Here is a 23,644-nt window from a genome sequence, read left to right as displayed (position 1 = left end):
CATTTCATAACACAAAAAAGAGGCAGATATCTGAATTGATATTTGCCTCTTTTTTTATATAGGAGTCTTTTATTTCAATTGACTGTCGATGAAGTTCAACATCGTTTTTGCATTATCCATCATCTTCTTTTGAGCTGGTTTGTCCGCAGAGAGCAATGGAATAAGTTTATCCAAATATTCTTTGGCTTCCTTGAATTCAACTTTTGCTTTTTCTACATCTGTTTTCATGGTATTGGCACCCTTACTATAATACAAAGAACCCAGACTGTTAAGTGCATTTACATTATCTGCTTGGATAGCTATGGCTTGTTTAAATGCTTCTTCGGCTGCATCCATCTTTTTGGCTTTCTGCGCCATGATACCTTGATTTACGTAATAAGTGGCATACAATTTAGTCAATGTCTTATTACCGGGATTTGCTTCCAGCCCTTCCTTTAAAGTGGCAACATACTCATCATTTTTCTTCAAATCTTTCAAAGCACCGGCTTTACCTATATAAGCATTTGCCAGGTTATACTTTTTCTGTACAGCAATATCAAAATACTTCAAAGCTTCGGCAGGTTTCTTTATCTTATCGGCACAAACGCCACAGTTATATGCAATTACGGAATCTTGGTTGTTTGTTTGTGTCAGATAAGTACTAAATTTTGTGTAAGCTTCCTGGTAATTTTTAGCTTCAAGAGCAGCCTTACCATCGTTGACCAACTGGGCAGGGTCAGCATTCTGCGCAAAGAAATTCGTAGCTGCACAACATAGTGCAATAGATAAGATTAATTTTTTCATATGCTTTAATTCATTTAAAAGTTGATTCCCAAAGTTAGTTTACAATGGTATAGAAGCAAAACCTTTTTACTTTTTTTGAGGTTTTTAGCATAGTCGTAACAAGTGTTATTTTACGTAAAAGCAAATATCCGGATATGTGTGTTGGACTTTGTCACATATGTTACACTTATACTTAGAATATCATATTATCTTTGCCACAAAAAAAGATTATGGAACAATTACATGCACATGAAGTCCTTCACATGATGGAAGGTAATAGTTATACTGAGTTATCATTGAGAGAAGCCATTATCCAAAAATTCAGCGAGCAGCAGCGTTTTTTCACCTGCTCTGCCAACAATATGGATGTAGATACCCTGATAGAATTTCTTAAAAGAAAAGGAAAATTTATACCCGCCAATGGTGGATTTACAGTGGACATGACTAAAGTTTGCAATCACTGATGAGGAATATTAATTCCTTCTTCTGTTAAATTGAATATTATTTATGTTAATAGTTAACGGAAATAATATTCTACTAAACCATGTTATAATATCCGCTGATTACCCGCTAAAATTTGGATATCTCCTGCAAGTACGTATCTTTGTACTGTGTTTTTCATAGTATTAGATTTAAGGTTAATAAAAAAGATTGGCTGTCTGGGATAGATAGCCTTTTTTTATGTCTAAATGTCATCTTTCCCCTTTTTAGTTATAGTTTTATTCTATCTTTGTAGGTCAGATAATCCACGCAGCATTAATAGAATAAACTGAATATGGGAAAACGCTTTATTTTTATCTTGATGGCATGCTCATTATTGAGTATAGCTACTGTTGTGCATGCACAGCATATTGACAAGCAAACATATACTTTTGCCATCAAAAAGGCTGATACTCTGAAACTGGACAAGTATGTAATGATTGATCAAATACAAGGGACACAATCAAAGCCCGTCATTCTTTTTGCATTTGGGGGAGGTTTCAAAGGCGGGAGAAGAGATAATCCCGATTACATTTCTTATTTTCATTTTTGGGCACGAGCCGGCTATGTGGTAGTATCAACAGATTACCGTACCCAATTAAAGGATATAGATAAATCGGAGTATTCGGACTTGCAAGGATTCTCTTCTGCCCTGCAACAAGCAATCACTTGTGCTGTAGAAGATTTTGGTGATGCTACAAATTATATAATTGAGCATAGTGTAGAATGGCAAATAAATCCTGCACAAATTATAGCTTGCGGTTCGAGTGCAGGTGCGATAACTGCCCTTCAAGCAGAGTATGAGATTTGCAATCAAACGGCTTTTGCGGACAGATTACCTGCCAATTTCAATTATGCAGGGGTCATTTCCTTTTCTGGAGCAATCTGTGCCAATGGTATTCCAAAATGGATAATGTCCCCTTGTCCTCTTATGTTGTTCCATGGTGATGCCGACAGCACGGTTCCTTTTACTAAGGCAGTAGTAGAGGAAATGGGGCTATGGGGCTCAAACTTTATCTGTATGCAACTGAAAGAAAAAGAGACAGCATACTATTTCTATATAGCGGAAGGTATAGGACATTCCCTATCCTATTCTCCTATGAAGGATAATCGTCATGACATCCTGAGCTTCCTAAACCGGTTGGTACTTGGTAAAGAAAAACGTTGCATTACGACTGTAGAGAAGAATCCGGAAATATCTAGATATAAGAGTGATTTTACAATAGAAGATTATATCCGTGAAAATATGCGTTAATTCCTATCTTTATATCCTTTCCAGAGTTTTTGTTTCTCCACCAATCAATTATCTTTGCACATTATTATTCTATAAAAACAAATCTTTAATTCTATAAATTATGTTGGTACGTATTATCAGTATGGTCATAGCCGGAGTTATTATAGTATATCTAGTCCGTTGGATTGATAATTTTTTCTCCAGGTATCGCAAATAAATCTTGCCTGCAATGTAAACCAAATACTCCAATTTGTTTCCCATTACAACCTATGCTGACAAAATGCGGACATTTTCTAATTCTAAAACAAGAAAACCGCAAAAGCTTTTTATTAGCCATTTGCGGTTTTTTCCTTGTGATTCCGTTGCGATTCGGAATATAAAATACTATAAAACCAATACATATAACATTATATTAAAAATCAGAGTTATATAAAAATATTATATTGCATACCATTGCATTATGTTGTGCAATATTTGAACTGAGTTGTGCAATTTATGTATATTTGCACAACCGATATAACAGAGAATATATGACTACAGTAAAAGCATTTATAAGAACTGGGAAGAAAGATAAAGAGGTAAATGTCAGATTTCGATTATCTGATGGACGCAATGTACAGTTATTCCACAAATCAGATATTATGGTCTCTCCTACTCTTTGGGATGCCAAGACTGAAAAATACAAGGCTAAAAGTATTATAAAGTTAGACATAAGAACATCATTTAACACATCTATTGAAGAACGGAAGAATCTAATTTTATCCATTTATGGGAGCAACAAAGAATTAACCAGTGAAAAACTGGAAATCTTAATAGACCAGCACTTACATCCTGAAAAATACAACATCAGCAGTGAAGAGGAATCCATGTGTAGTATGTTCCAACGCTATGTTGACGGATGGCTAAATGCAGGTGTAATAGGTCCCGGCAGAAAGAAACATTACGATGTAGTGATAAGGGAACTGACTCGATTCCTCATTATCAATGGCATTGACGGGTTGCCGGTCAATAAATTCAACAAGGAACATATTCTAAATTTTCGTGATTTTCTACGCAGAGAATACACTCTGGTTGAAAAATTTCCAGAACTGTACGCAGAAATGAATAAGCGGAATACGCCATCAAAGGAAAGAAGCCAGAATACAATTGCTGAGAAACTTTTATTGTTACAAGCATTTATGGTGGAGCTTGAAAGTAATGATGTTATTCCCGTATCTCCTTTCCGCAAGATAGGAAAAGAAAAAGAGTCCATTATGAAGCAACAATATGACGAGCCTTTCTTTCTCACCAAAACAGAATTCAATGAAGTTGTCCACAAAGAATGTCCCGAAACATTGCAGCGAGTAAAAGATGTATTCGTTGTTCAATGTTGTTTCGGTTGCCGTATAGGTGATTTCAGACGATTCACTTTTGATAATATCAGCATTGAAGAAGGAATACCTTACATTCATTATTTACCTCAAAAAACACACAAGGATGGACTTATACGCACTGAGATAAAAACTCCCATCATTCGTATTGCTTATGATATTATTATGAAGTATAAAGGTAGGCTACCAAGCAATGCTTTGTTACCCTATTATCCTGATGGCAATGGTGAAACCGGGTACAATTATCAAATAAAAAAACTACTTGAATACTGTGAGATTAGCCGGAAAGTGGCAATGTTTAGTGCGGCATTGGAAACAAATGAGTACAAATCCATATATGAGATTGCAAGCAGTAAACTTGCCCGTAAAACTCATGTAGATTTAATGAATAAAGTTCAGATAGATAAATACGCAGCAGGACTTCATGCAAAAGGCAGTGGAGCCGTAGACAGATATACTGGATTAGGTATAAAAGAACGTTTTATTTTAATGTGTGCGGCTTTTGGCTGTAACCAGTATGAAGTTGACAATGATTTATCTGTAATGGAATAGGCTCACTTAGTATCTCATATTGATACTCTGTTATTTGACACCATCCCCGTAGTTGAGCAGCTACGGGGATTTTTTACTGAAAAAGAAGCGATTCATTCAACTGTCCTTTCCACAATCTCCATCACTACATGGCTTGACTCCAACCAGAGCCAATACCACAACCAAAGCATAATCCCACCCAACCAAACAAAAGCCACATCAATATAGTACAAATTTAATATCCTGCTAACCAATACGCATAAGAGTTCTCCGCAAAGCACATAGGCAGCAACCATAGTAACAAGCTGGTCATTGGCAACAGTTATCAAAACCAGAATGCCTATAACGGGAAGAAGGGAAATACAATCAATTAGAAGTTGTTGTTTGTCATTCATAATACAATAGGGATTAGAATACAAATATAAACATTATTTTGTATAAAACAACCCTCTATAATAGGAATTTCTGACGAAAAAGAAACGAACTATTATTACAATATAAACAAAAAGAGCGACTATTCAGCCGCCCCTTTCGCATTAACGAGATAGACATAAAAGCATCTCGAATCATCTCTGTAGATGGATGCCGAACCACTACAGAGTTTCCATTCATTCTACAGTTTCTCCTTTTTCATTCAGAAGTACCGTTACTTCTTCAGTGGATTGATTTTCCTCGGTGATGGTCAACACAACCTTATAAATCTTACCGGTTTCTTTCTCGGAAATGAAAGCCTCCTTTATTACAGCCCCCTCATAGTCCTTAGCCAAGACATTCATAACTGCCTGAGGCAAGTCTTTTACTTCCACTTTTGTGAACTCATCCTGAGGATTTTGCAGAGTTTGCTCTACAGACTGTGTTCCAGAAACCACGTAAGCAAATGCTACTGAACTGCCTAATCCCATAACCATTGCTAATGCTACCAATACTTTTTTCATAATCGTAAGTTTTAAGTAAATAAATATAGTTTTTGTATTAACTATAGGACAAACGATATGCCATGATGTACATCAGCACATAATACATTATACATCAGCATATTATAAAAACAAGAAGGAATAATTATGTGTGGAAATATGTGGAACTGAGTACCACACATGGGGAATAATTACACAATATGGATTACTTAATTCCTGGGAAATGGAACAAGGCAGCTGAATAAGCTGCCCCTTCTATAAAACAGTCAACAAACAGACATTCACTAATCAAATGACATAAACATAAGCATAAATAACCCGGCTAAAGCCATAGCAAATGCAATTACCATACAAAACTCTTTTTTCATAACTAATAATTTGGTTAAACACATATTTCCATCGCACGTTCAACAACGCACTCTTGTCTCCGACAAAACCTCAGCCGCATAAAAGCTGAGGTCCAGCATGTTCCTTTCAATATATACAATCAATTAGAGCACACAATGTTGGAACATTCTGTAAATCCAGTATAAAGAAACTGCAATGGCTGAAAGAAGGACTATACTAACACTATATACCGGATTCTACAATAAAGACAACTGCTTTTCTGAAATTCCCTACGTGACTTGAGGGAATTTTTATAAAAGGAAGGGCCCAAATGAAAAAAATCCCGACGAAAGCCGGGATATGTCACACACAATAGATATGAATTAATGCTGCTTAATATCGCAGATATTCGCATTAACATACATGGACGTATCGATGATGTGTTCCGCCTCACTTAGCATCACCTCCTTGGGTAACTGGGTTGTTTGTGCCCATTCGATTATTGCCTTGACGGATTCCTCGTCGTAAGCATATTTACTTTCTTGTGGCATGGCTGATGTAATATATAATAGTTATTTAAGCAATTCGTTTAAGAGTAATTCTTTTGTATCGTATGATTCTATAGATGGAATTTCATCGGGTAATCTACCATTAACAGCTTTTATTAAAAGATTCTTTTTAAATAAGTATTCAACTTGTTCAGATGGAGAATTCCCATACACATAATTATACTCTTTACCATCATAATATACTTCTGCCCAAATGGGATAGCTATTACTTTTAATAAACATTTCTGTGTTATCTTCAGATGGACTGACCTTTTTTGAGTCTCGTATAAAAAATTCATTTTCAAATTCCGCAGTACATTTACAAACATTCATTCTTTGCATATCACCATTCTTGTAGGCATATGCTATTCCTATAATATCATTAGGCTTTCTAATTTTATAAACTAATGAGATTACCTTATTTTCAACAAGAACCTCTTTACGCATGGTATATAAACTTTTTTCATAATATTCTGTTTTGTAAAATCTAACACATTTTACCTGACAGTTTTTGTACAATTTTTCCACACGAAAGAAGGGTATTTCTATTTCAGACATAATCATTAAATCATATATTCTTATCCTAAATTGTCATTTTTCAACTTGCTGTCTTACAAAAATAAATAGAAAATATTTTCAGAAACTTCTATTTATTCTGCATTTTTAAGAGCTTGTTCCCTTTCAAATAGAAGATGCTCATATTTGTCACACTCATCATTAAAAAACTTTTCTGCCAGGCCAAAAGCTCCTCCCCAAGTTATATCACAAAAAGTCGTGGTAATAAAATTGCTTATAATATGAACTCTATTATGCCAATAAATAGCCTTGCATCCCCATAAGTCCAATTTGAATTTGTGAATCTTTGAATTAGGTAAAATTAGAACCGAACATCTTACAACTACACGATTTCCTTTTTTAGCATCTTCTTGTCCATTACGTTTGATAATACACCGAAAAGGAGGACGTATTATCTCTATCTCACCAATGGGGCGTTCAGTTATTATATTTCCCTCTGTATCTCTAACAATTTTCCGAATCATAATATTAATGATTAAAGCCAGTACAAAAAATACAAATCAAAGAAAAAGTAGCAAACAAAACTTTTGAAAAAAATCCCGGCAGTAGTCGGGATATGTCATACACAATAGGTATGAATTATTACTAAAATCAGAAAATAAAAGAAAAAACAACTTATTGAACAATTTCCAATTTTACAAAGAATCTCTTACATATCTACACATTTTATCGTTGCTTAGGACATTCATAGTATATCGCCATAGCAATATATTGATCATCACTCATATCAACAACTTGAATGATTTTTTCAATTCTATTTAATAGCAAAAAACGATTAACCATTTTTTCAACTTCTATAAAAGAAGTACCAGATATTATTTTACACTGTATCATAGCCATCATATTTTAAACAAACTCATTCTTTTTTTTTGAATAAATAGCATCTTCTTTATCAGAATACATATCAGACTGAACTAAGCGAATATACGCGCTCATTCTTGGATCAGTAAACCTATATACACCTTTTGTTAACCTCCTCAAAATTTTATCATTTGAGTTAGAAACAAGTTTACTCAAATATTGGTTCAATCGTTGCTGAGTGATTACCTCTTCAAAAATCAAGTTATACACAAATCTTATGTCTTTACTCCTTATAAATTCATCATAACATAAAGCTGTAGCATATAAAACTTTCCGATAAACAACCATTGTTGAAGATGATTTTACTGTTTCATCATACGATTGACGCAAAGAATTCTCACAATCACTTATAGACTTCTCAATAGCATCATTTACTATCTCTATATCTATTGCGGCAATTTCATTCACAATAGCTACTTCAGATGCTTTCAAGGCTATTAAATGAGTAAAATGAGGATATCCAGAACTTAATCTACAAATACGAAATTTAGCATCTCGTGTAAAAGTTAGGTTCAATTTAGCTGCTCCTGTATTTATAATATCAACCAATTCTCTCTGTGACATTTTTGATAGTTTGATTTCTTTTAGGCATCTCTGTACAGAAGGATGTCCTGCTGTTAATTCTTCTGCAGATTCTGCTATACCTACTACAAAAACCTTAAAAGAAGAATTAGAATCACTTAATAACTTAATTAATTCTGCTATTTTATGTTTATCATCACTATCTTTTATAGAATCAAACTCATCAATGAGCAGAAGAATATTAAAATCTTTAATTTTATTACATACCCACGAAGGAGATTGTATCTTGTCTGCAAGTCCAATACGCTCCGTACATTCCGTATATCCAAACCCATTGAATGTAACACTACTTGTATTATTCTTTGTTGAAATAGAAATATCAACTCCACATTTAAGTAAAACATCTTCAAATATAGTAGAAAACGAATCTGATTTAGAACAACGTTTAACAACAAGTTCTTTTCCTGCAATTTTTATGAGCTTATTAGACGCAATATTAGCAAGTGAACTTTTCCCAACACCTCTTTCTCCAAATAATAAAACATGTTGACCTGGTGTATTTAATGTGGACAATATTTGTTGCACTTCATTAATCCTACCTCTAAATAGGTTTTCTTGATTAATAGGAGTATGTGGGGTAAATACATTACGTACTCCACTATTCTTTAACCTTCGTTCATCTTCATAAAAAGTTTCTTCTGAATCACACATTTTTAATCTAAACAGAGTTATTTTTGAATACCTATTGGCAAAGATACTAAAAATTAAGTATAAATTATATGATATAGATTAATTTTTCAATTTCACCATTGCCATAAATTATAGCTCACTCCAGCCCCGACATAAAAAACACCCGGATAGCCATACCCTGCCTGCAACCCTAATCCCCAACGCTTCTTCTTCGACTTGATGGGAACCGGATGATAGATATCATTCGTCACCGTCTGATACACAGTCTTCGGATACACCACCATACTATCCAGCCGAGGGTCTACATATCCACTTACCACAGCCCGATACGAGCTGTCTCTATATATCACTTGCTTACGATGAAGCAAGGTATCACCTATCCGTGTCGTATCATCCGGCACGAAACGCCAGAACACAGCCATAGGTACAGAGATAAGCATCGTATCTACCTTGACAACCGTCTTTATCTTCGTCTCTACACGCACTTCTGCCGGAGGCTGTTCATGCGGACGGAACCAAGCCGCCACACAAGCAATTGCCAGCAATACAATTAATATCCATGGTAACTTTTTCATTCCTCGAACCTTAAATCGTTAATCCGATTCATCCACCCCCGTTTGAATTTATTGTTCGCCGGACGCTTGCGGCATATATCCTCGATGAAGTCGAACCGTGCAATCTTAATCATGTCGAACAACTCACGCGGGTTCCTGGCATTCACCGCAGCAATGGTCTTGGGTCCTACTATGCCATCCACAGTAACACCAAGCAAGCGTTGAGGTATCTTTATTCCGTGTGCACCGGATGCCCACACCCAATCGACAAGGATATTCGCCACAGACTGGCTCGTTATCAAATCGGCTTTCCATCTGTCCCAATAATGCGGCTTGAGCACCCGTTTAACGACATCCTCACGGGTAAGCAGATGCAGGTCATCCACGTCTATATCACCGTCACCGTCCTTGTCGTAGCCGCATGACTTCCACGTACCGATAGTCACCCCCATATTCGTAGCACCTCCAAGGTCTGCCGGGTCATTCACGAAACCGCCTTCCCATTTTAGGATAAACGGTGCAAGTTGATTCACATTCGCCATTTCAATTTTCCTCCTTATTCAATTAATACCCGTTTTGCGGTTCTCTATCACCGCACTTCTTTCTCTCACACCGTTTAAGCGCCAGTTCCAGTTTCAGGTCAGAATTAGTCTCCTTCAGTGTAAACAATTCATCCTGCACCTTACGGAGCCGGTCAGTCTGTTCCACAAACCGCTGTTCCTTCTCCGAAAGCTGCTTCTGCAGGAACTCGTTGTACTCCCGTAATGCCTTGAACTCCTCGACATCAGCATGCGCGTCCTCAATACGCGCGTTGGTCTTACGGGACATCCACCACTTGATAAGCTGCTTTATGCCCTCGATACCACCGAGGGCGGTCATCAACATAATCCAATCATTCACTCCCATTCCTTCAAGTCTAACAGTTGATACAAATTATAAACACTCCCACATAAGCACAAGCAAACGCAGCCAACTCTGCCCAGAACAGCCATTTCCGGTATTTCAATATGAAAAGTCCGGCAATCGGGAATGCAATGGTCGGCAGATACCACATCCCGGCAAAACATACCCAGAGAATTGTGGCCAACCCCGAGGCGACAGTACCCACATAGTGAACTTTACTTTGGAACTCCTCTTTGAACAGCGGTGCCGTCCCTACGAACATCAGCCCTCCACAAGCCAGGAAAGCAAGAAACTGAAAGCTCTCATTGGAGCAATCAATCCATACCGGTATAAGCAGCATGGCAGGAACAACCATCGCCGCCTGAAACAGCCACGCCGGGCGGTTCCGTTTCTTCAGTTGATAGTAGGTGTCAGAGAGAGACCAGGGCACTCCGCACACTCTCACCGCATACATTATGTACATAGTGAGCAAAAACAGCGACATAAAATATAAGTAAATCATAAGCCATCAATTTAAAGGTTGAACACTAATTTTTCAGGATAACCGGAAGTGTAATCATACGCTCCGACCTCCTCTTTCGTAGCAAGTCCCATAACCGCGGCCAGATGTTCCTGCGTGGCATTATAGCATTCCAGGGCATACAGTTCCAGTGCGGCCAGCATCTGCAAGGCAAGAGGAATGGGGATTACATACTTCACGGTATCATACCACAGCACGGTTGTCTCCTTGCCCGCAGCCTGCTCAATAGTGATTGAGTTTGCCAGTCCTACCCGCGTATCCTTGTCAAGCCACATCCGCTTGCCGCCAAACGTAAAGGAATTCACGGCATCGGACCCGTCGTAAACAGCAATTTCATTGACCTTCGCGCTCTTCACACCCTCCAAAGTCGGCTCATAGGGAGGGATTAATTCACATTCAAGAATTTCCTTTGCAGACGCTGCCGGATGGGTTTCATAAAATGCTTTTTGTTCCGCATTCAACGGTACCCAGGCTCCATTCAGGTAATCCTCATAGGTTGTACCCACTTCATAGTTTCCGTCCAGTTCAAAATCAAGACGGACAACTTTCTCCTCTGAATAAATATGTATATATTGCATTATTGTTAAAGCCTATTTTTATTCATTATGATAAATCGGTAATTCGCTCTAATACCTGATGTAAGCGGTGCTGTATTTATTTCAGTAAATGAGCCCAAATAATCCGAAGATTTGAACATACGATACGGAGAAGAACTTTCCTGTGCTATCGCATACTTTCCGTCAGACGACAGCCCCAAAGCAAAGCTATTGCCAATAACGGAATGTTTCAATGCCCAGGTTTTTCCGTAATCAGCGGATATACGTGCACCGGAATAAGAGTACCCCCCCTCTATAACCATATATTTCCCGTCATAGGATACAGCCAATGTACGGGCAGAGAAACTCGAATCGGTAATTTTAGTCCACGTCTTCCCATAATCCCCGGAATAATAGGCATAGTATAACTTTGATGAACTCTCCCTGTTGCAGCAACACAACATGTATTTGCCGTCACCGGAAATGGCAATCTTTGTGATAGGCCCCCTGAATATTTCACTGCTGAAAGTTTCTCCATAATCGAAAGATATAAACAGCTCATGGGTAGTATAATAGGGAGAATTTGACGCATATGCCACTACGTATCTGCCGGAATGGGACATTTCCACCCCCATGAGAGGCACGGTATTGTCTTTTAATCCATTAGAGACCCGCCATGTTTTCCCATAATCCCCGGAAAGCATCAAATCATATTTGTTATTGCTATTCTGACACACAATAGCGACCAGATTCCCCCTGCCGTTGCAGGCTATCGAGTACACGGAATAGCAATTATCAGGCTTGAAAGGTTCTGCCGTCTCCAGAAAATCCGTAGAACGCAATAATCCCACATTTGCCATATAGCACGAGCAATAGATATGCCTGCCGTCTCCGGACATGGCTATCCTCGTTCTATCGTTGCTGAAAAAGTATTCGTTTACATTAGGAAGGTCGGAAGGTTGTCTTCTGGTCCATGTCATCCCACAATCCTTGGAAATATCTATTAAGGCTCTACTGTCGGAGAATGCAATCACATACTGACCGTCCTTTATATTATTGCTTCGTCTTTTTAATACACTCATAAACCTTAGTCCCTTGTTTTTACGGATATTGAATAGGCGCCAGCGGCATAGCACCAGATACTAATCTCAAAGATATCTCCAGCGGAAACACTGATTGAAGTACCGGACATCGAAGTGAACGCGCCGGTATTGGGTATCGGCTGTGTGAATGCCGCCGATGCGACGCAGCGGATATACAAGTCATTGCCCACTGACATTCCGGAAGCAAGGCTGATGTTCGTGGCAGAACCCAACCTTGCAGTGATACTTCTCTTGGAAATTGGCAGGGAGGCCAGTGTCGTGACCGTATTCGCACCGGTGACTGTCGGGTCACCGACACCTTGCGGCCCTTGTGGTCCTTGCGCACCAGTCGCCCCTTTAGGTCCAGTAGCTCCGGTAGCACCCGTAGCGCCTTTTGCTCCGGTAGCACCCTTCAGGTTCTTGAAAGCAAAGGAAAAGGTTCTGGCCAATGCGGTACCACCGAGAGAAACGGTCACGGAGGGCGTACCGATGTTGGCGTCAACCGTAGCAGTAGCACCAGTAATACTGGCACTTGCACCTGCTGCACCCGTGGCACCGGTAGCGCCTTTTGCACCCGTATCACCTTTGTCTCCTTTATCGCCCTTTGGACCTTGTATTCCTTGTGCACCAGTGGCGCCTTTTGCACCAGCAGGACCGGTAGCACCAGTATCACCTTTTACTCCTTGCGGTCCTGTGGCACCGGTATCACCTTTCATGCCCTGTGGACCTTGTACGCCTTGAGGACCTTGCGCTCCCGTATCCCCCTTCTCGCCTTTATCGCCCTTTGGACCTTGCAATTGTCCTTGACTTTGCCAATCACCGTTATACCAGGCATAATATGTATAAGGCAATGTAGTTCCAACGGAATAGAAACCAGTGATGTTTGCCCCGTCAGGTACAGCAGTCTTTAAGGCATCAAGCGTATCGTAACGTCCAAGAAGGGTGAATGTATCTCCCGGCTTGCCTTTCACATAGATATCCGTCTTAACGTATTCTTTAGCGCTCTTATCCCATTGGTATACATAGTGGTCTGCACCGATGTAGGTAGGATGTTCTGCCGTATCAGTAGCATTCGCAGTAGCCGTCTCCGATTCCTGCTTGAGGGCAGCAAATTCAGTGACACGGGTACTTTCAGCATTTACGCGTCCGGTTTCGGCTGTTTGGCGGTTAGTTTCCGCACTATTACGTGTATCCTCAGCAGTGCTTCGGGTATTCTCAGCAGTAACGCGCTTACCTTCTGCTGTAGCACGACTGGTTTCAGCATTGACACGACCCGTTTCGGCTGTCTGTCGGGTTGACTCTGCGTTGGCCCGCACTGTCTCAGCATTTTTACGTTCCTCCTCGGCGCTGACACGTTTACCTTCGGCAGTAACACGGCCGGTTTCGGCAGTTGCCCGTCCGGTCTCAGACGTCTGTCGGACCGCTTCAGCTTTGCCTCGCTCTGTCTCTGCCGTTTTCCTGAGACCTTCGGCTGTCACACGTTCCTTTTCGGCATTGATACGCGTAGTTTCAGCAGATGCGCGGGTACTTTCAGATGAAGCACGCTTTGTCTCAGCCGTTTCACGGGATTTCTCAGCTTCCTTGCGTGCGTTCTCCACTATGACACGCTCCGCTTCGGCTTTGCGCACTTCCTCAGCAGCTTCCTCAGCAGGGGCAGACAGCAACTCAAGCGGTGCCTCGACCACCGATTCTTCCATACCGGCAAGACGGAGGGCGGGCAGGCTCACGATATCGGCCAGCGAATCGACAATCTCCACATCGCCCACACCTTGGGAGCCGACAAGAAGGGCTTTCTTCACCTCCTCTACAAGCTGGTTGAACTGATTTGATTCCAATACCATAATTTTCAGAATTGATTTAAGATGGCTGGATGACGTTCAGTTGGTTAATTACCGCACGTTTCACGGCAGCTATGAGCCGCGAGTTCTTCACCACAAGTTCAAGAGCCTTGCAATACTGTTCCGGGATTTCCACCGCATCTTTCGAGTAGTAGATTTCCCGTGCCAGGTCTTCAAAGCCTATATCCAGAAGGATACTTCCGTTGTACATCATTTCATTGCCGACCGTTTCGGCTACGTCGAAGGTCTGCTTGGCGCCTTCGAATGAGGTCTGGGCCTCGATTTTCTTAAAGTTGATTTTCATACTTTTTATTTTAATTATTCTATATACTCATCCATGACAGATACCAATTCCCCAAAACCCGTTTTATCACATGCCATTCACGCCCGTTGATATTCGTCCTGGAAGAGTTCGCGAACGTACCGGAAGGAAAACTGATGGTATTCCCGTTCGGCATTATCCATATCTCATGCCCGTCAGAAGAGGACGGAAGGGATATAGTACAGTTGCCGTAAAAAAGCAGTGTGTGGTCGGTCGCCTTAATGCTGTACCTTGTAACCGAAGAGAGTATCACGTCAGTATTCCGGTATACACCTTGCGTCTTCAGCGGCCCGGCAATTTCCAGAGTCCCGGAGGACGGAGCATACATCTTCCCCACTATCACATCACCACCGAAATAGCTCTCGCCGGAAGATACGTGTATGACCCTATTGCGCCCCGGAATGGTTGCAGAGATGGTTACCACCCCTTTGACTGTGCCCGCTTCCATAGTCTGGTAGGGCCTTATCAGGATGCTATTGGCTCCTCCGTCCGACGCTATCGCATGCAGATAGTAGCTCTTGCTGAGTTCGAATTGCGTGGTTCCGTCGGTAAGGTCGGTCACGAACGCTTTAGGATTGGTGGATATGCCATTACCGTGCAGGTACAGATAGTCACCTATCCGGCCGCCGGAGGCGTTTATCGTACCATTGGCAGTAATGTCGTTAAGGACGGCATTCGTACCGGAGATATTGCCTTTCAGAATAAGGTTGTTCGCGGTAATGTCGTTCAATACAGCATCCGCGCCTGAAATGTTCCCCGTCAAGGTAAGATTGTTGGCCGTAATGTCATTCAACACGGCATCACGGCCCGTTATGCTCCCTTTCAAGGTGAGGTTATTGGCAGTAATGTCATTCAGGGCAGCATCCGCACCGGATATGTCACCCTTCAATATGAGATTACTGGCCGTAATATCATTCAGTGTGGCATCGGTGCCCGATATGATTCCCGTCAATGTCAGGTTGTTGGCCACGACATCATTAAGTATGGCGTCAATTCCTGAAATATTGCCTTTCAAAGTAAGGTTGTTCGCGGTAATGTCATTGAGGAAAAGGTTACCGCCCGCATCGACCACAAACCGCCCGTTGATAATGGTCTTGCCGGTAAAGTTTATCCGGTCGGCCTGAATCGTGGCATTGGATATGATATCCCCCGCTTCATCCTGCGTTATGAAGGAGCTGATTTGAGCACGCCTAACGATATCACCGTTGGGGTCGACCTTTTCCGCAAACATGGTGGCAATATTGCCTTCTGTAACTAGACCGGCTTTGTCGATATTGGTTATGTTGCCTTTGGAATCAAAGGTTATCTTCTGCACGAACTGGTCTATACGGCTGGCTGTCTGGCTAATGGCTGAGGTATGCTGTTCCACGGTACCCTTCAGGCTGTTTGTGGCACTCACCATGCTTTCTATCTTCTCGGCCGTCACATGGAAGCCGCCTGCATGGGCGGACATCCTGCCATCCAGGTCAGAGACAGACGCACTGAAGTCTGCACGAAGCTCGCGGGCCGATATGCCGATGGCAGACTTGTATGCTTCGGTGATTCCCGTCCCAAGGTCTGCAAGACCGGACGTGAATTCAGCTTTTAGGCCACGGGCGGAGATGTCGATGGCAGAGGTGTATTCTTGCGTTATACGACTCTCAGTATTCGTCAGGTCCTCTGTGAACTTCGCTTCGAGGTTGCGCGCAGTCAGCAGGAATTCACTGTGATACTCTTCAAGCTTACCTGACGTGCTTCTGATTTCGTCAAGGTTCGCCTGAATCTTCTTGTCTGTAAGTTCGAAGCGCATATTGAATTCCTCGCGCAGGTCGGCAAGAGCATCATCGGTTAGCGTCAGTGCATACAAGTACATGTCACCGGTGAAGGACATATAGAAATTACCGGTACCGTTCCACTTGCCGGTTATTTCCATCTGTTTGAATTCGGTACCGGGATATAGGTCCTTAGAAAAGGAAATCGGGGTGTATTCCTCAAAACCTTCTTTCTTCTCATCCTTGAAATGGAAGGCAAGAGTACCGGGGCGTTTCACTAAATATTTGAAAGAGATAGTGAACTGCCGGGGGCGCTTGAGTTCGTCGAAAGTCTCGAAATCCGGATGGCGGTAAAAGTCTGAATTGACCTGCTCGATATAGCTGTTCTTAAGGCGTAGCACATTCTTTGCGCGTTCGCTTACTATATCGGCGAAAGATTCCTTGTTCGCATAGAAGTTACTGTTGAAGTACAGTAGCCGGCCGTCAACTCGGAAGATGCGTATGTTGCTGCTACCGGTCCAGTACTGCATGTCAGCGGCAAAAGACGCATTGTTCAAGTAGTTGTTCAGGGCATTGATTTCATCACGCACGGATGAGATTTCAGACTTGATAAGTCCTTCAATGACAGTGAACATTGTCAGGATGTCCTCACCGGCCATCGTAAGGAATCGCCCTTTGATTTCTACTCCACCTTCCGGAGTGTACTTGATGTAAGTGCTTTCATCACGGGCACCGATATAGGAAGTACCGTACACCTTCATGTAGGCGTGCCCGGTGGATTTGTCAACACCGAAGGAGATTACATCTTTCTCCGTTAGGTTGAAGTCGTCAATGCCGGTGTAGAAAGTAATGGACGGGGATGTCTCGTTGGTAGACGATAGCACGATTGCGCTTTGAAGGTCTACATCTGTACGGTGCCCCAATCCTATAATATCATCACCTGCTTGTGGAGCATCGCTACCTTCATCACAGATGGTCTTGGATAAGTCAATATAGTCACGTCCCACAGCCATGACCTCACGCCAATAGTAGCGGTTGGAGGCGTTCAGGGTAGTCCCTTCGACGATGTTGCACTCCTTTGCTTGCGCCAGCGAGCCTACACTAAATTCGTTGGCTATCGCTTCACCTTCCTGCTCGGCAAGGAAATAGCAGCGGTAGGCATCTTCCAGTTCCTCCACGCGGATGCACTTCATACCGGCATGGGTGATTATCTGTTCACCGCCTACATGGGTGGCTTTCTTAACCTGCAGTTCTTCAAAGACGGCCTTTATCTTCACATACAGACGGTCAACGACAGCTTGGGAAGTACCGTCTTCACGGACGGTAATACCACTGCCATTCTTGCCAATCAAAAGGCCTTTTAAGAATGTGATAACCTCCTCCGCTACGTCGCTTGCATCCTTTCTCAAGAACATTCTTAGGGTACGTAAAGCAGAGAATACATTGAAGTTGCTTGCGGCCGTAGCGTCGTTGGTCTTGATGACATAGATGTTGCTTCCTCCCGAACCGGTGAAGGTCTGTCCCTTAAAAGTCAACTCTTCGACTTGCGTTTCAATATCGGAAAGGCGGGAATAGGCGGTGCTTTCGCCAATCGTATACTGCGGGGAATCGTAAGGCTTGTCGAGGTTGATTTCAAAGCCGATGACACGGGACAAGCGCCCGTCCTTGAAGTAGGCAGGATTGACAAGGTTGATGCGCTGTCCTATGTCAAAGCTGTGATTTATTTGGTCTTTGTGTACCCAGATGGAGTTGAGCGTAGCCGTATAGGTGCCGTCGTCGATGCAGGTCTTTGCCACGTACTTCTTTGCAGTGGCAAGCAGTTCCTCTTCGGCAGCAGCCACCAGCCCAAGTTCGGTTATCTTCTCGGCATTCCAACCAGACAGTACATACTTGTCACCTTTTGAAGGGAACAACACTTCATCCGGCAAGGAACGGCCGTAGTCTTCATTCTGTACAATCTCCCAAAGCTGGGCATCAGGATTCCATGTGCCGTCGTCGTTCTTTTCGGTCAAACCAAGAGGATTAAAAGCTACGCCGAACTCCATGCCGTTGAGCTTACCGGACTCGAACTTGATTTTGAGTTCCTGACCCTCAAGAATGTATTCCTTCGAGAAGCTTATTCCGGTATCAGTAAAACGGTAGAAGGTAGCTTTAGTATTCGTGCCATCCTCGTTGTTCACCTCACTTTCATAAGAGCTTACATCGGTAATCTCCCCTACCCGCTTCGGATATATGTCGTCGAATACAACAACTGCTTCGATAGCTTCCAAATCGCTCAACCCCTCGCGGGCGTCTACGTATGGAGTACCTGCCGGAAGCATAAGGCGCTTCTGAACGATGCCATTAACGACGGCACTCTGGTCTATCGGGCGATAGTTGGTAGGGATGTTGCGCGTTGAACCGAACGCATAGATTCTTGTGGCATAAGTACCTTTGCTGTCGCTTCTACTGATGTCTTTAGCCTCCTTCCCAAGCTCAATCGTGACGGCATCCGAGAACTCACAGCGTCCGAAGTTGATTACATGGTCCGTTACCCAACAGTCACAGCCCCATTTCTCTGCCATGCTAAACATGGCGTCAATGAGGTTCATGTTCTCATAAGTCATCAGCTTTGATGAGTTCTCTACACTGCTGTCAATGGAAAACGTGAAATCCTTTCCTCCATAAGTATAACCAAGAGCTTTCAAATTGCGAAGGAATACACCCATCTGGACATCCAGTGAAGCGGTAAGGGACCAGGACGCTTCCAGTCCTCCGTACTCCGGGGTGTACTTGAATATCTTTGTTTTCCACTTGAAATAGTAAGCGTCAAAACGAAGTTCATAGGAGTAGCCTCCGTTCTTGTAGGTCGGATAGGGAATATCTACAATCTGATAGATTTTTGCTAATTTACCGCCCATGGAGGCATCGAGTACCCCACGCAGGTCAACGTAATCACCTACTTGGAAATCGACTGGGGACAGAGTATTAAAAGGTAGTACGACATAGTCCTCTTTCATTAAAGAGAACTTGCCTTTTGCACCGGGATTGATACCAGTTGAAAAGCAGGTATTGCCTTGTATGTCCTTAATATCTATCATATAAACAAAGGTCGGACATAAAAAAAAGAAGCCCTAAAAATTAGAGCTTCCATACACGACAATGAATTTAATGTCGTAAATTTCTAGCCTACAACACGGTTAGATGGATTATACTCACAGAATTTGGCTGATATTTTCCCAAATGTTCGGTCTAAGCTTTGGGCATAAGCAACGCTCTTTCCTAAATATAGCAAATGATAAATATCACTACTGTTCTCAGGAATCTGAATATCAATTTTACCTTTGTAAAGTTCTTCATAAAAAGCTGTTCTCTTTGCCTGATAATCGGCAGGAGAATCACCTTCTACTGTAAAAACAAGAGTTAACTCACGCTCATCAAGCTTGGGGTTATCCATAAGAACTTGTTTCCCATGTTCCAAGCGTGATTTATTCTCTATAAACTCTTTCAGAGGTACCGGTGCTCCCAGTACATCAAGAAAGTTATCTCCCATTCTAACACCCCACTCTTTTAGGGCTTCTCTTCCGTTTATTATTAATTCTGCCATAACTATTATAGATTCTTTATATCCTGCTTGATATCATTTGTATTATCGAGTATTCGCGGACTATTCTTGGCAAGAATAACAGAGTTTTCAAGTATATCTCTACGGTCCATGTTACCTTCTACTTGGAATGTTCTCATTTCATCTACGATTCTTTCCATATTGGAGACTTTATCGGTCAATGCCTTTATGTCCTCTGTCGGGAAAACAATATGTACCTGCGACTGATAGCCGCTCGCTATTGTCTCTTTGGCTCTATCTGCGAAATTAGGAGTTCCAGATAACAAAGTTGGGACATCCTCGCTTCTAAGATTGAGCAATGAAAGTTTGCCATTGATGGATGAAAGTAAACCGGTCTGTTGAATGGACTGGTTCTTTATTTCTTCCCCGGCAACCTGCAAAGCTGTAAAACGTCCGTTAAGTTCTTCGCCGGTATCTTGTGACATGGCTTCAAAACCCTTACTACTCGCCTGCTGTGAAAACATGGTTCCAAAGAACTGGTTGATGGCATCAACTTCTTTCTTCATGTCGTCAACCATCGTCTGTTTCATGGAGTCGAGGAGCTGCTTTTCTTCGGAAGTCAGGTCGTCATCTCCCATGGCCTTTTTCCACTCATTGTACCACTTCTGCATCTGTGGTTTGAAGTTCTCCACATACATGGCCTTAATCAAAGCCTTGCGCATGTATTCGCTCATGTCATCGGAAATATCCTCCGCTGTGGCCTCTATATCGTACAAGGAATTCAGAATACCATCAGAGAACGACTCCCATTCCTGCTCAGCTTCATTACGGGCGTTCTCCGCTTCCTGGGCGGCTTCTTCCGCACGGTTGATGGCTCCCGTATCAAGAGTGGGGAAAAGCTTGTTAGCCGCATCCACAATGTCGACACCGGCTTTCTGAATTTCGGCTATCATCTTGTCCAGAGTCTTGCGCTCGGCCGTATCAATGGCACCGTCTTTCATAAATTCGGTATATTTGTCATACCAGGCCTGAATCTGAGGCTGGAGCTGGGCAGTAAACATGGAATCCACCAAGGCATTGCGCATATATTGATAGATATTGTCGGCTATGTCCTCGGCGGTAGCTTCTGCGTCATAGAGCACACTCTTGATACTGTCGGAGAAAGAGTTGAACGCTTTCCTTACCTCCTCTCCAGAGTCTTTCCACGCGTCACTGATTTCCCCGGCAGCATCGGCAACCTCCTTGCTCAATTCGTCAATGTCATTCTTGATATTGGCACGTTCTTCATCGGTTACAAGTCCATCCTCCGAGTATTCCTTCCATTTCTCCCAGATAGCTTTGATACGTGGTTCATATTGCTCGATATACATGGATTCGATAAGTTCCTTGCGCATGGATTCGGAGATATTCTTGGCAACGGCTTCGGCTGTTACCTCGGCATTGGTAAGAGAGTTCAATATGCCATCGGAGAAGGACTTGAATTCCTCTTCAAGTTCCTTCTTCATGTTACTCTCAGTAATGCCAAGAGTATCAGAAAGAATGTCTTTGGCGGCTACGATGTCATTAGCCAACTTTTCAGCTTCGCTTCTCAGTGTATTACGTTCAGCATCGGTTATATCGCCGTCAGACATGGCTTTCTGAACCCGTTTATAAAACTCTTCTATCTGTGGTTGGAAGGTATCGGCAAACATCTTCTCAACCATTTGTTGACGGATGTACTCGAAGATATTGTCTGTTATGTCTTCGGCGGTGGCTTCGATGGAAGACATGGCAGACTTGACGTTATCAACAAACGACTGCAGGTCTTCGGCGTTCTTCAGCTTGTCAGCAAACAAACTATTAACGTCCTCTACGCCCTTCATCATCTGCTCAATGTATTGGTCAATCCGAGAGCCGATTTGTACCATGTCACTCTCGGACAATCCGTCTTTGGAAAGCCCTTCAAAGGTCTTGTACAACTCTTCCATCTTGCTCTTGTACTCCTTTTCATACAGAGCGTTAATCATTGCTTGACGGAAGTAATCATAGATATTGTCAGAAACATCCTTGGCTGTCACATCAAGGGAAGTAAGAGAATCCTGCATGCTACCGATGAAGTTCTCATAATTATCCGTGCTACTGTCGATATCCTCTTTGGTCCATCCGAAAATTTCCGCAAGCTTGTCACGTTCGGCAAGTGCGGAACCGGCGATTGCGTCATACTGCTTCCGAAGAGCCTCCATCTCCTCCTTCGTAATGCCTCCTTGGTCTTTATTGGCCTGGGCAAAGGCATCGTACCACGTTTGAAGGTCCTCGGTAAATTTGTTTCCTACCATTGTGGTAAGTACAGCACGCTGCATATATTCGCTGAAACTGTCAGAAAAGTCTTTCGCGGAACTGCCCATATCCATGAGAGTATCCACAAAACTGTCGAAAACGCTATCGAACGTTGTCTGTGTCAGTTGTTCACTAATCTGGTTCTGAATATCCTCAATCCTTTCCTCTCCATCTATAATGCCGTTCAAATATTCTTGCACGTCACCGTCCATCTTCGCCCAGAAGGCAGGAGCTTCGGATTTAAGTTTCTCCAATTGCTCAACAGTGAGGTCAAACAGTCCGGTCATTCTTCCGGTCCCGATAAACTCTTTGGCGGCATTGACTGACATGTCGAGTGCGTCGGCAATGTCCTGCCAGTCGCTTGACGAGGTGTTCTTTGCCATCCGCTTGCCAATGGAATGGGAACCTGCGGATGCACCGGAATTAAGGCGCTCTTTTCCCAGTAGGCGATATGCCTCAATTTGCTTTTCAACAAGGCCAAGCGCCTCTTCTCCTACCTTGTCTACCTCCATGCCGTAGGAAATGCTGATGTATTCCTGCTTCTTGTCTATCAGTTCATCCCATATCTCATTGAGCCTGGTGTACTCCTCAACCATCTCGTTATAATGGGAATAATCGGCACCGAACATCCCGTCCAATGCGGACACTACAGAGGAAATTCCAGAAACCGCACTCATTGCGCCTCCGACAATATCACCCGACATGATTTGCCCGACCCCGGATGCCGTTTGTCCTAAGCCGCCAAGCGCATCAATGGCACTTGTTATCTTACTGTCGTCAAATCCGAATATGTCGGCGATACTTGAGCCAAACTCATTCAATGCAGGGGCAAAAGACGTCACAGTATTTCCTATATCGGTGATTCCTTGACCGATTTTCTTGGAATCGTTGCCACCCTTTTTTATGGCTTCTATCCCTTTCTCCAAGTCAGAGACGAAAGCCTGCCACGGTGATTTGCCTTTCAGCTCATCCTTTAGCCCTCTGATTGCATCTGTTACGTCCTTTATGGAGATTTCACCCTTTTCTATCTTTTCAATGTCCTTATCAGTGAATCCGAGTGCTTTCAATTCGTCAAGTGTAACATTTGTTCCGTCACTTTCCTTTGTACCAGACATGTACTTGACAAGTGTTTCATACTTATCAATGATGGACTGAATAGCGGAAACGGACTTATTGCTGGTATCTTCAAAGAGGTCTGCCATCGCCTTTGTGGAGTGACCGAACTGTTCATCAAGCTGTTCAAGAGCCTTGTTCTTTTGGGCTACCTTGGAAGCGTACTCCGGGCTGTCGGTTTGCAGTTTGACTATCTCGTCATTGTATTTCTGTACAAGGTTCTTGCGCTTCTCCTGATAGTTTCCGTACTCAATGAAGTATTCCTGCCATGCTTTTTTGTCGGCTTCAAGTTTGGCTTCACTAGTGTCCACTAAAAATTTTTTGGTCACTAGTCGGTTAAAAATTAAATA

22 protein-coding genes are annotated in these 23,644 nt (G+C 42.5%); 3 read left to right on the top strand and 19 right to left on the bottom strand.

Annotated features, from left to right (window positions below):
- Positions 1–69: 69 nt before the first annotated feature.
- Positions 70–783 carry a hypothetical protein gene (locus DW947_RS06670; RefSeq protein WP_008664631.1) on the bottom strand — a complete coding sequence of 238 codons (714 nt, stop codon included), beginning with the start codon at positions 781–783 and terminating at the stop codon, positions 70–72.
- Positions 784–992: 209 nt separating this feature from the next.
- Here DW947_RS06670 and DW947_RS06665 point away from each other — a divergent pair, with 209 nt between their 5' ends.
- From DW947_RS06665 to DW947_RS06655, 3 genes are all read left to right on the top strand, one after another.
- A complete protein-coding gene (locus tag DW947_RS06665; protein WP_117962470.1) occupies positions 993–1,226 on the top strand; it encodes a YecH family metal-binding protein in 234 nt (77 codons plus the stop codon).
- Between the two features lie 311 nt (positions 1,227–1,537).
- Positions 1,538–2,497, top strand: coding sequence for an alpha/beta hydrolase family protein (locus DW947_RS06660; RefSeq protein ID WP_016273733.1), 960 nt, complete (start codon positions 1,538–1,540; stop codon positions 2,495–2,497).
- Positions 2,498–3,006: 509 nt separating this feature from the next.
- Positions 3,007–4,398, top strand: a complete 1,392-nt coding sequence (locus DW947_RS06655) for an integrase (protein ID WP_118940854.1) — start codon at positions 3,007–3,009, stop codon at positions 4,396–4,398.
- A gap of 92 nt (positions 4,399–4,490) precedes the next feature.
- Here the strand turns inward: DW947_RS06655 and DW947_RS06650 are convergent, their stop codons facing one another.
- From DW947_RS06650 to DW947_RS06575, 18 genes are all read right to left on the bottom strand, one after another.
- Complete coding sequence (locus DW947_RS06650; protein ID WP_005837084.1) at positions 4,491–4,772, bottom strand: hypothetical protein; 282 nt, start codon at positions 4,770–4,772, stop codon at positions 4,491–4,493.
- Positions 4,773–4,985: 213 nt separating this feature from the next.
- Positions 4,986–5,312, bottom strand: coding sequence for a hypothetical protein (locus DW947_RS06645; protein WP_118940855.1), 327 nt, complete (start codon positions 5,310–5,312; stop codon positions 4,986–4,988).
- Positions 5,313–6,001: 689 nt separating this feature from the next.
- Positions 6,002–6,169 (bottom strand): DUF6965 family protein, encoded by a 168-nt coding sequence (locus tag DW947_RS21550; protein ID WP_159461938.1) that lies wholly within the window; start codon positions 6,167–6,169, stop codon positions 6,002–6,004.
- Positions 6,170–6,190: 21 nt separating this feature from the next.
- Complete coding sequence (locus DW947_RS06640; RefSeq protein WP_133303604.1) at positions 6,191–6,724, bottom strand: hypothetical protein; 534 nt, start codon at positions 6,722–6,724, stop codon at positions 6,191–6,193.
- A 92-nt stretch (positions 6,725–6,816) separates the two neighbouring features.
- On the bottom strand, positions 6,817–7,206 hold the full coding sequence (locus tag DW947_RS06635; RefSeq protein ID WP_098032690.1) for a hypothetical protein: 390 nt from the start codon (positions 7,204–7,206) through the stop codon (positions 6,817–6,819).
- Between the two features lie 202 nt (positions 7,207–7,408).
- Positions 7,409–7,585 carry a hypothetical protein gene (locus DW947_RS21545; protein WP_159461937.1) on the bottom strand — a complete coding sequence of 59 codons (177 nt, stop codon included), beginning with the start codon at positions 7,583–7,585 and terminating at the stop codon, positions 7,409–7,411.
- 3 nt (positions 7,586–7,588) lie between these two features.
- Positions 7,589–8,836, bottom strand: coding sequence for an AAA family ATPase (locus DW947_RS06630; protein WP_098032689.1), 1,248 nt, complete (start codon positions 8,834–8,836; stop codon positions 7,589–7,591).
- 92 nt (positions 8,837–8,928) lie between these two features.
- On the bottom strand, positions 8,929–9,390 hold the full coding sequence (locus tag DW947_RS06625; protein ID WP_118940857.1) for a DUF6808 domain-containing protein: 462 nt from the start codon (positions 9,388–9,390) through the stop codon (positions 8,929–8,931).
- Positions 9,387–9,911, bottom strand: a complete 525-nt coding sequence (locus DW947_RS06620; RefSeq protein ID WP_118940858.1) for a glycoside hydrolase family 108 protein — start codon at positions 9,909–9,911, stop codon at positions 9,387–9,389. Before DW947_RS06620 ends, DW947_RS06625 begins: the two co-directional genes overlap by 4 nt.
- Positions 9,912–9,933: 22 nt before the next feature.
- Positions 9,934–10,275, bottom strand: a complete 342-nt coding sequence (locus tag DW947_RS06615) for a hypothetical protein (RefSeq protein ID WP_118940859.1) — start codon at positions 10,273–10,275, stop codon at positions 9,934–9,936.
- 10 nt (positions 10,276–10,285) lie between these two features.
- A complete protein-coding gene (locus tag DW947_RS06610) occupies positions 10,286–10,774 on the bottom strand; it encodes a hypothetical protein (protein ID WP_118132162.1) in 489 nt (162 codons plus the stop codon).
- An 11-nt stretch (positions 10,775–10,785) separates the two neighbouring features.
- A complete protein-coding gene (locus DW947_RS06605; protein WP_118940860.1) occupies positions 10,786–11,370 on the bottom strand; it encodes a DUF4376 domain-containing protein in 585 nt (194 codons plus the stop codon).
- Positions 11,371–11,375: 5 nt separating this feature from the next.
- Positions 11,376–12,410, bottom strand: coding sequence for a sialidase family protein (locus DW947_RS06600; protein ID WP_118940861.1), 1,035 nt, complete (start codon positions 12,408–12,410; stop codon positions 11,376–11,378).
- 5 nt (positions 12,411–12,415) lie between these two features.
- Positions 12,416–14,251 (bottom strand): hypothetical protein, encoded by a 1,836-nt coding sequence (locus tag DW947_RS06595; protein WP_118940862.1) that lies wholly within the window; start codon positions 14,249–14,251, stop codon positions 12,416–12,418.
- Positions 14,252–14,267: 16 nt separating this feature from the next.
- Positions 14,268–14,552 carry a hypothetical protein gene (locus DW947_RS06590; protein ID WP_008664647.1) on the bottom strand — a complete coding sequence of 95 codons (285 nt, stop codon included), beginning with the start codon at positions 14,550–14,552 and terminating at the stop codon, positions 14,268–14,270.
- 19 nt (positions 14,553–14,571) lie between these two features.
- Positions 14,572–19,401: an S-layer family protein gene (locus DW947_RS06585; RefSeq protein ID WP_118940863.1), complete on the bottom strand. Its 4,830-nt coding sequence runs from the start codon at positions 19,399–19,401 to the stop codon at positions 14,572–14,574.
- 83 nt (positions 19,402–19,484) lie between these two features.
- On the bottom strand, positions 19,485–19,907 hold the full coding sequence (locus tag DW947_RS06580; RefSeq protein ID WP_118940864.1) for a hypothetical protein: 423 nt from the start codon (positions 19,905–19,907) through the stop codon (positions 19,485–19,487).
- Positions 19,908–19,912: 5 nt separating this feature from the next.
- A complete protein-coding gene (locus DW947_RS06575; RefSeq protein ID WP_133303603.1) occupies positions 19,913–23,605 on the bottom strand; it encodes a hypothetical protein in 3,693 nt (1,230 codons plus the stop codon).
- Positions 23,606–23,644: the final 39 nt, after the last annotated feature.

Origin of the sequence: Bacteroides sp. AM44-19 (assembly GCF_003603395.1) — a bacterium.
Classification (GTDB): domain Bacteria; phylum Bacteroidota; class Bacteroidia; order Bacteroidales; family Bacteroidaceae; genus Bacteroides; species Bacteroides uniformis.
The sequence above is the reverse complement of the archived record's forward strand: the minus strand, read 5'-3'. Positions and strand labels throughout refer to the sequence as shown.